10 protein-coding genes and 1 tRNA gene are annotated in these 12,136 nt (G+C 63.8%); 6 read left to right on the top strand and 5 right to left on the bottom strand.

Features of this window, described 5'->3' with window-relative positions:
• Window positions 1-178 precede the first annotated feature (178 nt).
• Entirely contained in the window at window positions 179-937 is a 759-nt protein-coding gene (locus IE083_RS14410; RefSeq protein ID WP_189354714.1) for a hypothetical protein, read from the top strand.
• A 41-nt stretch (window positions 938-978) separates the two neighbouring features.
• Here IE083_RS14410 and IE083_RS14405 read toward each other — a convergent pair whose 3' ends face one another.
• Both IE083_RS14405 and gcvA read right to left on the bottom strand, forming a co-directional pair.
• Window positions 979-1,785 carry a response regulator gene (locus IE083_RS14405; protein ID WP_229799768.1) on the bottom strand — a complete coding sequence of 269 codons (807 nt, stop codon included), beginning with the start codon at window positions 1,783-1,785 and terminating at the stop codon, window positions 979-981.
• Between the two features lie 70 nt (window positions 1,786-1,855).
• Window positions 1,856-2,743, bottom strand: a complete 888-nt coding sequence (gene gcvA, locus IE083_RS14400; RefSeq protein WP_189354712.1) for a transcriptional regulator GcvA — start codon at window positions 2,741-2,743, stop codon at window positions 1,856-1,858.
• 178 nt (window positions 2,744-2,921) lie between these two features.
• Between gcvA and acnB the strand changes: the two genes are divergently transcribed.
• Window positions 2,922-5,513, top strand: a complete 2,592-nt coding sequence (gene acnB / locus IE083_RS14395; protein WP_189354709.1) for a bifunctional aconitate hydratase 2/2-methylisocitrate dehydratase — start codon at window positions 2,922-2,924, stop codon at window positions 5,511-5,513.
• Window positions 5,514-5,750: 237 nt separating this feature from the next.
• Here the strand turns inward: acnB and IE083_RS14390 are convergent, their stop codons facing one another.
• Both IE083_RS14390 and IE083_RS14385 read right to left on the bottom strand, forming a co-directional pair.
• Complete coding sequence (locus IE083_RS14390; RefSeq protein ID WP_189354707.1) at window positions 5,751-6,578, bottom strand: substrate-binding periplasmic protein; 828 nt, start codon at window positions 6,576-6,578, stop codon at window positions 5,751-5,753.
• 183 nt (window positions 6,579-6,761) lie between these two features.
• Entirely contained in the window at window positions 6,762-7,946 is a 1,185-nt protein-coding gene (locus tag IE083_RS14385) for a vWA domain-containing protein (protein ID WP_189354705.1), read from the bottom strand.
• Window positions 7,947-8,035: 89 nt separating this feature from the next.
• On the opposite strand from IE083_RS14385, the gene IE083_RS14380 reads away from it, so the two are divergent.
• A complete protein-coding gene (locus IE083_RS14380) occupies window positions 8,036-9,466 on the top strand; it encodes a coniferyl aldehyde dehydrogenase (protein WP_189354703.1) in 1,431 nt (476 codons plus the stop codon).
• Window positions 9,463-9,963 (top strand): hypothetical protein, encoded by a 501-nt coding sequence (locus IE083_RS14375; RefSeq protein WP_189354701.1) that lies wholly within the window; start codon window positions 9,463-9,465, stop codon window positions 9,961-9,963. The genes IE083_RS14380 and IE083_RS14375 overlap by 4 nt, the downstream gene beginning before the upstream one ends.
• Here the strand turns inward: IE083_RS14375 and IE083_RS15885 are convergent.
• Entirely contained in the window at window positions 9,945-10,169 is a 225-nt protein-coding gene (locus tag IE083_RS15885; protein ID WP_229799767.1) for a hypothetical protein, read from the bottom strand. The two genes, IE083_RS14375 and IE083_RS15885, sit on opposite strands and share 19 nt — an antisense overlap.
• A gap of 116 nt (window positions 10,170-10,285) precedes the next feature.
• Here IE083_RS15885 and IE083_RS14370 point away from each other — a divergent pair, with 116 nt between their 5' ends.
• Together IE083_RS14370 and IE083_RS14365 are read left to right on the top strand one after the other, a co-directional pair.
• Window positions 10,286-11,644, top strand: a complete 1,359-nt coding sequence (locus IE083_RS14370; RefSeq protein ID WP_308426748.1) for a GMC family oxidoreductase — start codon at window positions 10,286-10,288, stop codon at window positions 11,642-11,644.
• Between the two features lie 141 nt (window positions 11,645-11,785).
• A tRNA-Ser gene (locus IE083_RS14365) sits at window positions 11,786-11,875 on the top strand.
• Window positions 11,876-12,136: the final 261 nt, after the last annotated feature.

Genomic DNA, 12,136 nt, shown 5'->3' with positions numbered 1-12,136 from the left:
AGTTCGTCGATGGCCTCCTACCATCTGTCTGCATTTACACCACTTCCGTGGACTCTATCTAGCATCAAGCAACTTTCAGCGCAACGACGAGCTTACCCGCTTTCAGATGGCATCACAATGCAGGTTCGTGCCGGTACGGCTTTCCGCTACAATCGCGCCTTTTCTCCGGAGCCATCCCGTGCCTGTTCCGTTTCATCCTGTTCGTTATGCTGCCAGCCGGCCATGGGCCAAGCGGGTGGCGCACCTGTTTGAATATGGCGGCAAGACCGCCGTCGCCGACTGCGATGCCTTGCTGCAACGCACGCTGCGGGCGGCTCCCAGCGGTACGGGGCGGGATGCGGCACGGCAGGAGGCGGAATGGCTGCTGGCCCAGGCGTACGGCCACTTCGTGCGTCACGGCCGCCAACTGCTGCTGTGCGATGCGGCACTGGATGCCGCGCTGGCGGCGACGCACCCACCCAAGGCATTGCCGCCAGCGCCGATCCTGCCGCTGACGGCGTGTTTCATCGCGCTGCCGGATGGTTGCGGTGTCTATGTACACAGTGACGAGGAGGGCGCGTGGCAGGTGCTGATGCTGGCTGCCGGTTTTGCGCGGGAAAACAACGCCTGGTGGCGGCAGGACGCTGAAGTGCTGGCGTTGACCTTGCGTGGCGGAGACAGCCTGCAGTTGCCGGACATCGCGGCGGTGCAGCCATGGCGCGCGGCATTGCTGAGCCTGTTCAACCATCTGGCACTGCTGATGCAGCCGCGCTGCCAGCTGGCTGCTGCCAGCAGCCCGGCAAGGCAGGCCGAGGCCTTGCGCCGTGGCGAGCTGCCGGTGCGCCGGCTGTCGTGGCAGGGTAATTTGGTGCAGTCCGAAGCGTACGGCAAGGAAGGATACTGGCGCCGCCAGACGGCCGGCGGTGCGGAGCGTCTGGTGTGGGTGCCGCCGCGTTGATCGCCGGGTCCGCCGCCGGCATGGCGGGCACTCGATAAGCGTTACAGGAACTGGCTGATCAGGCTTTTCAGGGTGCCGATGTCGAACGGCTTGTCGCAGATGGCGGACACGCCGGCCTCTTCGACTGCGGCCAACCTTTGCTCGTCCTGCTCGCCTGACACCATCAGGATCGGTACCGAGGCCAGCTGGCTGTTGGTGCGGATGTGCTCGATCAGTTCGCGGCCATCCATCTCCGGCATGTTGTAGTCGGTGATGATCAGGTCGAAATAATTGCCGGCCGCCAGCAGGCCGACGGCGCTGCGGCCGTTGTCGGTTTCGGTGATCTCGCAAAAACCGAAGCGCTCCAGCACGCTGCACATGAAGCTGCGCGACACGGCGCTGTCGTCGACCAATAGTATTTTTTTCGCGTACAGGTCCAGCGACTCCAGTTCGCTGCGGGTGTCTTCGACATTGAGATAATCGAGCGAACTGCTGATCGCCTTGTCCAGTTGCGCCGGGGTGAACGGCTTGGGCAGGATGGCCATTGCACCGGCCTGGCGGATTGCGTCCAGTTGCTGCGGCCGGGTTTCGCTGGAAACCAGCACGAACGGCATTTCGCGGGCCTGCTTGTTGCCACGTAGCGCCATCACCAGCCCTGCACCGGTCATGTCCGGCAAGTACATCGCGCTGATCATGATGTCGGGTAATGGCAGCTGATGGATACGCGCCAGCGCCGCGGCGCCGCTTTCGACGCGATCAATCTGCCTGACGCCCAATTCCTGCAGATGGCGCTGGATGATCTGCCCCTGTGCCCGTGAGGGCTCCACCAGACAGACTGTCAGGTGACACATGTCGAATAGCATAGTCATTACCCATATATGCAGTGTGCGTCAGCATAGACGACTGGCGCCGGTGCTTGTCAATTGGTAACCGGCATATTTATTCAGGCATGGCTGCCTGCTGTTCCAGCCACTGGCAAAAGGCATTGATGGCGGTGTCGTCAATCGCGGCGCGCGGTGCAATCCAGCAGTAATCCCGTACTGGCACGACCGGCAGCGGCAGCGGTGCCACCAGCCTGCCGGCATCGATCTCGCGCTGCGCCATCGGCAGCGGCCCCAGCACCACGCCCAGCCCTCCCAGTGCGGCCTGCAACGCCAGCGAAAAGCGGTCAAAATGCAGCCGGCTGGCCGGTTTCAGCTCCGGTACCGCCGCCAGGGTCAGCCAGCGTTGCCACGCGGTTGGCCGCGTATCGGCGTACAGCAAGGTGTGCTGCGCGAGGTCGGCCGGGCTGGTGAGCGGTGTCTTTTCAAGTAGTGCGGGATGGCACAGCGGCAGCTCCCACTCTTCCAGGAAGGGCTTGGCGAGGTGGCCGGGCCAGTCGCCGGGGCCGCGGCGGATGGCGATGTCGAACGGCGTGTCCAGCCGGCTGATGTCGCGATCGGAGGTGACGATGTGCAGGTCGATGTCCGGATGGCGGGTGCGGAAATCGGCCAGCCGCGGCAGCAACCAGTACATGGCAAAGGTCGGCGTCGAGTTGACCGACAGCCGGCGCTGGCGATCCGGCTGCAACAGCTGGCTGGTGGCATTGGCGATCAGGTCCAGGCCGTCCTGCACCTGCACCAGATAGCGCCAGCCGGTATCGGTCAGCTTGACGCGGCCACCGGTGCGCTCGAACAGTTGCACCCCCAGCCAGTCCTCCAGCTGCTTGATCTGCTTGCTCACAGCACCGTGGGTGACATGCAGCTCGTTGGCCGCAGCAGAAAAGCTTTCCAGCCGTGCTGCCGTCTCGAAAATACGCAGTGCGTTCAGGGGAGGGTAGGCATTCATGGTGTGATTATATCTCACAGGCAATGTTGCGATTACTCGTTTGTGCTCATGGAGGCATCGGCGTAATCTTCGTGTAGTCACAGCCGGGTAGAACAACCGTTTCCCGGGTGGCTGTCGCAGCCGACACCCGCTGCCGACAGACTTGTTGCAAACAACCCAAGCACAAAGGTCCCGAGCCATGCTAGAAGCTTACCGCCAACACGCCGCCGAACGCGCCGCACTGGGCATTCCGCCGCTGCCGCTGAATGCCAGACAGGTAGAAGAACTGGTTGAACTCCTGAAGAATCCGCCGGCTGGCGAAGAGGAGACCCTGGTCGAGCTGATCACCCACCGCGTTCCGCCCGGCGTGGACGATGCCGCCAAGGTGAAGGCGTCCTTCCTCGCTGCTGTCGCCGAAGGCAGCGTGAAGTCGCCGCTGGTTTCGCGCGAAACCGCGACCAAACTGCTGGGCACCATGCTGGGCGGTTACAACGTCAAGCCGATGATCGACCTGCTGGGCGACGCCCAGGTTGGCGCCATCGCCGCCGAAGGCCTGAAAAAGACCCTGCTGGTATTCGACTTCTTCCATGACGTGCAAGTGCTGGCCGAAGGCGGCAACGCCAATGCCAAGGCCGTGCTGCAAAGCTGGGCCGATGCCGAGTGGTTCACCGGCCGTCCGGAAGTGGCGCAAAAGATCACCGTCACCGTATTCAAGGTGCCGGGCGAAACCAACACCGACGACCTGTCGCCGGCGCCGGACGCCTGGAGCCGCCCGGACATCCCGATGCACTACCTGGCGATGCTGAAGAACACCCGCCCGGATGCAGCGTTCAAGCCGGAAGAAGACGGCAAACGCGGCCCGATGCAGTTCATCGAGGACCTGAAGAAAAAAGGCAACCTGGTGGCCTACGTCGGCGACGTGGTCGGCACCGGCTCCTCGCGCAAATCCGCCACCAACTCGGTGGTGTGGGCGACTGGCCAGGATATCCCGTTCGTGCCGAACAAGCGCTTTGGCGGCGTGACCCTGGGCGGCAAGATCGCCCCGATCTTCTTCAATACCCAGGAAGACTCCGGCTCGCTGCCGATCGAGGTCGACGTGTCCAAGCTGGAAATGGGCGACGTGATCGACATCTACCCGTACGAAGGCAAGATCGAAAAAGACGGCCAGCTGGTCGAAAAATTCAGCCTGAAATCCGATGTGCTGCTGGACGAGGTACGCGCCGGCGGCCGTATCAACCTGATCATCGGTCGCGGCCTGACCGCCAAGGCACGCGAGGCACTGGGCCTGCCAGCCTCCACCGAATTCCGCCTGCCGAAAGACCCGGCCAATTCCGGCAAGGGCTTCTCGCTGGCACAGAAAATGGTTGGCCGCGCCTGTGGCCTGCCGGAAGGCCAGGGCGTGCGTCCGGGCACTTACTGTGAACCGAAGATGACCACCGTCGGCTCGCAGGACACCACCGGCCCGATGACCCGTGACGAGCTGAAAGACCTGGCTTGCCTGGGCTTCTCCGCCGACCTGGTGATGCAGTCCTTCTGCCACACCGCCGCCTATCCGAAGCCGGTGGACGTGAAGATGCACAAGGAGCTGCCGGCCTTCATCTCCACTCGTGGTGGCGTGGCGCTGCGTCCGGGCGACGGCGTGATCCACAGCTGGCTGAACCGCCTGCTGCTGCCGGATACCGTTGGCACCGGTGGCGACTCGCACACCCGTTTCCCGATCGGCATCTCGTTCCCGGCCGGCTCCGGTCTGGTTGCCTTTGCCGCCGCCACCGGTGTGATGCCGCTGGACATGCCGGAATCGGTGCTGGTGCGCTTCAAGGGCGAACTGCAGCCGGGCGTGACTCTGCGTGACCTGGTCAACGCCATTCCACTGTACGCGATCAAGCAGGGCCTCTTGACCGTGGCCAAGGCCGGCAAGAAGAACATTTTCTCCGGCAAGGTACTGGAGATCGAAGGCCTGCCGGATCTAAAAGTGGAACAGGCGTTCGAGCTGTCCGACGCCTCCGCCGAGCGCTCCGCCGCCGGCTGCACCGTGCGCCTGAACAAGGCGCCTATCGTCGAGTACATGCAGTCCAACATCACCCTGATGAAGGTCATGATCGCCGAAGGCTACGCCGACGCCCGCACGCTGGAGCGCCGCATCAAGAAGATGGAAGAGTGGATCGTGGGTGGCGAACTGCTGCAGCCGGACGCCGATGCCGACTACGCCGCCGTGATCGAGATTGACCTCGCTGACGTCAAGGAGCCTATCGTCGCCTGCCCGAACGACCCTGACGACGTGAAATTCATGTCCGAAGTGGCCGGCACCAAGATTGACGAAGTGTTCATCGGTTCCTGCATGACCAACATCGGCCACTTCCGCGCGGCGTCCAAGCTGCTGGAAGGCAAGCGCGACCTGCCGGTCAAGCTGTGGCTGGCGCCGCCGACCAAGATGGACGCGCAGCAGCTGACCAACGAGGGCCACTACGGCGTGTTTGGCATGGCCGGCGCGCGCACCGAGATGCCGGGCTGCTCGCTGTGCATGGGTAATCAGGCGCAGGTGCGTGAAGGCGCGACCGTGATGTCGACCTCGACCCGTAACTTCCCGAACCGTCTGGGCAAGAACACCAACGTGTATCTTGGCTCGGCCGAACTGGCCGCGATCTGCTCCAAGCTGGGCAAGATCCCGACCGTCGAGGAGTACAAGGCCAATATCGGCATCATCAACGAGAGCGGCGCCGAGGTGTACCAGTACCTCAATTTCAACCAGATCCAGGACTACCAGGATATGGCGGACACCGTAAAAGCCTGAGCCGGGCGGTAATGGTTGCCTTGTGCCGGCTGTCAGGAGCCGGCACAAAGCGGCAATGCCGTGCACCAAGGAAAAAGCACCGTTTCCAAATGGAAGACGGTGCTTTTTTTGCGTGTATTCTCGGAGCCGGGCCATCGGGCGTGTATTGCATGTACAGCCGGGCCTTGCGGCGGTGGCGCCAGGCGGGCAAAGGTTGGCCGCAATGCCGGGCCGGCCGGTGCCACTTGTCGGCCTGTTTCAGCCGGGACGTTGTTCGCTACTGTTTTGTGCCTGCCATATGCGAAGGTATTTCTCTACCAGTGCATCCATTACTCGTTCGTCGCTGAGTTTTTTCATCGCCCGCGACAGGCGCTCCGCCAGTTGCTCGTTATTGCAGGCGGAGGCCAGCGCCACGGTCAGGTACAGCTTTTCGCGGCTGACCGGCACCGTGGATGCGCGCAGGCCCTTGATGTTGAGGCTGGCGGCATAGGCAAGGCCCGGTGCGTCTTCGTATATCAGGTAATCTGCCCGTCCCAGGCCCAGCATCTGCAGTGCGTTCTTGACACTGCCGACCTGCTGCAACTTGAGGTTGGCCGCAGCAAACTGGTCGAATGCCTGGCCAAAGCTGTTGTTGACTACGGTAATGCCTTCCTGCCCCTGCAGGTCTTCCCAGCGCTGGTACTGCAGCGGGTGCTGCTGCCGTGTCCAGATCAGGGTTTGCGTATCGCGGATCGGCGGCTGCAGGTAGCGCAGGTAGGTCAGCCGCGGCTGTGTCAGGAAGGCGCCGGCGATCAGATCGATGCGGCCGTTGCGCGCACTCTCCTGCACCCGTCCCCACGGCCCGGCATAGCGTACCTCGATGGGAATGCCGATCTCGCGTGCTACCAGCTGCATCAGCTCGGCATTGGCGCCGATCAGCCGGCTGTCGTTTTTTGGGTCTTGCCACAGAAAGGGCGGATATTCGGGGTTGCCGGAGGTTACCAGCCGTGCACATGCGGCATGGGCCAGTGGTGACAGGCCGGCCAGCATGCCCAGCAGCATTGTCCAGCGGCGTGGCCTGCGTGGCGAAAGGAAACCGTGTCGCATGAATCGTGTTCCTTTCAGAAAGAAGATTCCTCGCAGTCTAGAGGTTGGCATCTGCGCATGGCAATAGGCATTCCTTGCAAATGGCGGTTTCCGCTTTTTGTACGGCCAGGCTGCAGCCTGGCCGTGACGGGATCATGATGTCGGCGCTGCGCATCGGGAAAACGTTGGCCGCAAGCGGCGATGCTAGCTGACGCCGTGGCGTAGCTGGCGCATCGCGCTGTCGATGCCTTCCACCGTCAGCGGATACATGCGCTCCTGCAACAGCTGCCGGATCAGGCCGATGGATTGGGTGTAACCCCAGTGCGCCTGCGGCACCGGATTCAGCCACACCGCGTGCCTGAACTGCGCCAGCAGACGGCGCAACCACACCTCGCCGGACTCCTCGTTCATGTGCTCGACACTGCCGCCGGGGTAGATGATCTCGTACGGGCTCATGCTGGCATCGCCGACGAAGATCAGTTTGTAGTCGCTGCCAAAGGTGTGGATCAGCTCCCGGGTCGACAGCTTCCGGCCGTGGCGGCGGGCATTGTCTTTCCACACCCCTTCGTAGACGCAGTTGTGGAAGTAGTAATACTCCAGATGCTTGAACTCGCTGCGCACCGCCGAGAACAGCTCCTCGCAGGCGCGGATGTGGTCGTCCATCGAGCCGCCGACATCGAACAGCACCAGCAGCTTCACCGTATTGTGCAGCTCCGGCACCATTTGCAGGTCAAGGAAACCGGCGTTACGCGCGGTCGCGGCGATGGTGGCATCCAGATCCAGCACCTCAGCGGCGCCTTCGCGCGCAAACTGGCGCAGGCGGCGCAAGGCCACCTTGATGTTGCGCGTACCCAGTTCGACCTGGTCGTCAAAATTGCGGAATTCACGCTGGTCCCACACCTTGACCGCGCGCCGGTGGCGCGATTCCTGCTGCCCGATGCGAACACCTTCCGGGTGATAGCCATAGGCACCGAACGGGCTGGTGCCGCCGGTACCGATCCACTTGTTGCCGCCCTGATGCCGTTCCTTCTGCTCGGCAAGGCGCTCGCGCAGCGTCTGCATCAGCTTGTCCCAGCCCAGCGCCTCTAGCTGCCGCTTTTCCTCATCGGACAGGAATTTCTCCACCTGCTTACGCAGCCAGTCTTCCGGGATCGCGGTCTGCAGCTCTTCCAGCTCCAGCGCCAGGCCGTTGAAACAGTGGCCGAATACCCGATCGAAGCGGTCGTAATGTTTTTCGTCCTTGATCAGGATGGTGCGCGCCAGATAGTAGAACTCGTCGACACTGCCAAACGCCAGCTGCCGCGACAGCGCCTCCAGCAGGGTGAGGTGCTCTTTTAGCGATACCGGCAGCCCGGCGGCGCGCAGGGCATTGAAGAACGGAAGCAACATGACAATTCGCTCGTGACAAATGGAACACAACCGCATAGAGTACAGACTCTAAACAGTCGTTTGACGGCAACCAGAATGGAGCTTATCACATGCAGCTTGCCGCACACACCGCCGTCACCCTCACCAATCACCTGAGCCAGTTGCGCGATGCGGCCAACCTTGTGCCGTACCCGTCGCTGGCACAACGCCGCCAGTGGCTGGATGCCTTGGCCCGCCTGTTGCAGCAGCACCAGCACGAGCTGGCGGCCGCCATCAGCGCCGATTTCGGCCATCGCAGCGTGGTGGAAACCCGGCTGGCGGAGGTATTCCCGACGCTGGCCGGCATCCGCCACGCGCGGCGGCAGCTGGCCGCATGGTTGCGCCCGCAGCGGCGGCCGGTAGCGCTGTGGTTCCAACCGGCGCGGGCCCGGCTGCTGCCGCAGCCACTGGGCGTGGTCGGCATCATGGTGCCGTGGAATTACCCGCTGTTCCTGGCGCTGGGGCCGCTGGTGGCGGCACTGGCGGCCGGCAACCGGGCACTGCTGAAAATGTCGGAGCTGACGCCGCGCACCGGCACGCTGCTGGCCACGCTGCTGAGCCGTTATCTCGGCGACGACGTGGTCCGCGTCGTGACTGGCGACGCTGGCGTGGCGCGCGCCTTTGCCAGCCTGCCGTTCGACCATCTGCTGTTCACCGGCTCGACCAGGGTTGGCCGCGAGGTGATGCAGGCCGCGGCGGCCAACCTGGTACCGGTGACGCTGGAGCTGGGCGGCAAGTCGCCGGTGCTGATCGCCCCCGGCGCCGACCTGCAGCACGCTGCCCGCCGCATCGTGGCCGGCAAACTGTTGAACGCGGGGCAGACCTGCGTCGCGCCGGACTATGTGCTGCTACCACGCCAGCAACAGGCCGAGCTGGTCGCGGCACTACGCGACGCGGCGACACGCGCCTACCCGAGCCTGGCCGGTAACGCCGACTACAGCGCCATCATCAGCGCACCGCACTACCAGAGGCTGCAAGCGCTCGCGGCCCAGGCACAGGCAGGCGGGGCGGTGCTCACCATCATCAATCCCGCCGGCGAAACGCCGGACGAACTCGCCGCGGTGCGCAAGCTGCCGCTGACCCTGATCGAGCAGGCGCCGCCGGACAGCGCCGTGATGCGGGAAGAAATATTCGGCCCGTTGCTGCCCGTCATCGGCTACGACTCGCTGGAACAGGCCGTCGCACAGTTGCGGCAGCAGCCACGGCCGCTGGCGATGTACTTGTTCGACCACGACAAGGCGCGCATCGAGCGGCTGTTGCGCGACACCATTGCCGGTGGCGTCACCGTCAACGACACCTTGCTGCACGTAGCCCAGGCGGCGCTGCCGTTTGGCGGTGTCGGCGCCTCCGGCATGGGCCACTATCATGGCCACGAAGGCTTCCTGACCTTCTCCAAGCTGAAGCCGGTGCTGTACCAGTCACGCCTGAGCGGCACCTGGCTGACCGTGCCACCGTATGGCAATACCGCCAATCTGCTGCTGCGCTGGATGATCGGCCAATGAAGCTCAATCGACGCCAATTACTCGGCTGCGGCATTGCCGGCAGCGTATTGCTGACTGCCGGCGGCTACTGGCTGTGGCCACAGCCAGCGGCGGGCTTTGTCGCCAGCGGGCAGGACCGGCAGTGGCTGCAGCGCCTGGCGCCGGCATTGCTGGGCGAACGCGTACCTTGCACGCCGGCCACCGTTGCGGCCAACGTGTTGCTGGCCATCGCCAGCCTGCCGCTACCGCTGCAGCAAGAAGTGCGCGAACTGTTCGACCTGCTGCAACAGCCGCTGGTGCGGCGCTGGCTGGCCGGCATCCCCGTGTCGTGGCAGGACGCCAGCCCGCAACAGATCCGCACCTTCCTGCAACGCTGGCGGCACAGCCGCTTTGCCTTGCAGCGCAGTGCCTACCAGGCACTGCACAATCTGGTATATGCCGCCCACTACGGCAATATCGACCAGCAGCACACCATCGGTTACCGGCTGCCGGGCGCCATTCAAGGATTCCTGCGATGAACAACGCCTTGCCCGACCCGTGGCAGGAAGGGCTGGCCAGCGGCTGGCAGGTGCTCGATGCCGGCACGCTCGACCATGATCTGGATCTGACATGCGACGTGGTCATCGTCGGCAGTGGCGCCGGTGGCGGCATCAGTGCCGAGGTGCTGAGCCAGGCCGGACTGGACGTGGTGATCGTGGAAGAGGGCGCGCTGAAAAGCAGCCACGATTTCCGCCTGCGCGAAAGCGAAGCCTATCCGCAGCTGTATCAGGAGGCAGCCAACCGCCAGACCGCCGACAAGGGCATCACCATCCTGCAGGGGCGCACGGTCGGCGGCAGTAGCTGTATCAGGAGGCAGCCAACCGCCAGACCGCCGACAAGGGCATCACCATCCTGCAGGGGCGCACGGTCGGCGGCAGTACCACCGTCAACTGGACCAGCTCCTTCCGCACCCCGCCCGATACCCTGCGCTGGTGGCGCGAGCAGTACGGACTGCAGCCGCTGCAGGACGAGGCATTGCGCCCGTGGTTCGAACGTGTGGAACAGCGTCTCGGCATTCGTGACTGGGAGGTCGCCCCCAACGCCAACAACGCGGTACTGGCACAGGGCTGCGACAAGCTCGGCATCAAGGTTGGCCGCATCCGTCGCAATGTCAGCGGCTGCTGGAACTTGGGCTATTGCGGCACCGGTTGCCCGACCAATGCCAAGCAGTCGATGCTGGTCAGCACCTTGCCGGCGGCCCTGCGACATGGCGCCCGCCTGCTGACACGCGTAGCGGTAACACAAGTACTGGCCAGCCGCGATGGCAAGCGCGCACTGGGTATCGCCGGCGTGGCGCTGGACGGTCCCGGCATACGCCACACCGGCCGACAGGTCACCGTTCGTGCCCGCCATGTGGTACTCAGCGCCGGCGCCATCGGCACCCCGGCCATCCTGCTGCGCAGCCAGCTGCCGGACCCGTACGGGCTGGTCGGCCGGCGCACCTTCCTGCACCCGGTACTGCTGTCCGGCGCCATCATGCCGCAGCGTATCGACGGCTATCACGGTGCACCGCAAAGCGTGTACAGCGACCATTTCCTGCACACCCAACCACTGGACGGGCCGCTTGGCTTCAAGCTGGAAGTGCCGCCGATTCATCCGCTGATCTTTGCCGCCACGCTGCCGGGGCTGGGGGACGAGCACGCGCGGCTGATGCGGCAATTGCCCTATCTGAATGTCACCCTCGCGCTGCTGCGCGATGGCTTTCACGCCGACAGCCAGGGCGGGCAGGTGCGGCTGCGCCGCGATGGCTCACCGCAACTGGATTATGTGCTGGGCGACGTGGAGTGGCAGGCCGCGCGGCGGGCACTGCTGCAGATGGCAGAAATCCAGTTTGCCGCCGGCGCCCGCGCGGTGCTGCCGGTCCACGAAAACGCCGGTCTGGCCCGCAGTTGGTCGCAGGCGCAGCAGATGATTGCGGCGCTGCCGATGCAACTGCTGCGCACCCGCGTGGTCAGCGCCCACGTGATGGGCGGCGCCGCGATGGCCGGCGACGAACGCCAGGGCGTGATCGACCATCTGGGGCAGCACTGGCAGGTTGCCGGGCTGAGTGTGATCGACGGGGCGATGTTCCCGACCAGCATCGGCGCCAACCCGCAACTGTCCATCTATGCACTGGCCCTGCGCGCCGCCGAGGCATTGGCCGGGCAGTTGACGCGTTAGAACCAGGCCGGCGACATGCCAAGCCTTTGCGGCCGCCCGCCGCATGAAACAGCAGCCGGTGCGTACCGGAAAAATCTTGGCAAAATGCATCGGCATCAATATAATCGCGGCCTGTTGTTGCCACAGATTAGGCGGCACAAAGGAAGCGTGGCCGAGTGGTTTAAGGCAGCGGTCTTGAAAACCGCCGAAGGTGCGAGCCTTCCGTGAGTTCGAATCTCACCGCTTCCGCCAGAATATTAGATAAGCCATTGAATTTAAAAGAATTCAGTGGCTTATTTCTTTTCCAACCCACAAAATAGCCTACAAATTGTAAAACCCACATATTCTCTTACCCCTACAGGAGAGATGAGGGTGAACGGTACAGAGCAGCAGATTTGTAATGGGCGAACTGTTAGCCAAGCGTAATCTGACATGCAATTACGCAATGAACTGCTAGCAGCCTGTCGGACTTGGGCCTGCCCGAAGGCGGAATAGTGAAACGCAGGGCCGTTT

The sequence above is a fragment of the Vogesella fluminis genome, assembly GCF_014652335.1.
Taxonomy (GTDB): domain Bacteria; phylum Pseudomonadota; class Gammaproteobacteria; order Burkholderiales; family Chromobacteriaceae; genus Vogesella; species Vogesella fluminis.
This window is presented reverse-complemented; position numbering and strand designations above follow the sequence as displayed.

Bases quoted from the DNA above. Each gene is read 5' to 3' on its own strand.
- acnB (WP_189354709.1), top strand. From the start codon at position 2,922: ATGCTAGAAGCTTACCGCCAACACGCCGCCGAACGCGCCGCACTGGGC.
- IE083_RS14375 (WP_189354701.1), top strand. From the start codon at position 9,463: ATGAAGCTCAATCGACGCCAATTACTCGGCTGCGGCATTGCCGGCAGC.
- IE083_RS14380 (WP_189354703.1), top strand. From the start codon at position 8,036: ATGCAGCTTGCCGCACACACCGCCGTCACCCTCACCAATCACCTGAGC.
- IE083_RS14390 (WP_189354707.1), bottom strand. From the start codon at position 6,578: ATGCGACACGGTTTCCTTTCGCCACGCAGGCCACGCCGCTGGACAATG.
- IE083_RS14405 (WP_229799768.1), bottom strand. From the start codon at position 1,785: ATGACTATGCTATTCGACATGTGTCACCTGACAGTCTGTCTGGTGGAG.
- gcvA (WP_189354712.1), bottom strand. From the start codon at position 2,743: ATGAATGCCTACCCTCCCCTGAACGCACTGCGTATTTTCGAGACGGCA.
- IE083_RS14385 (WP_189354705.1), bottom strand. From the start codon at position 7,946: ATGTTGCTTCCGTTCTTCAATGCCCTGCGCGCCGCCGGGCTGCCGGTA.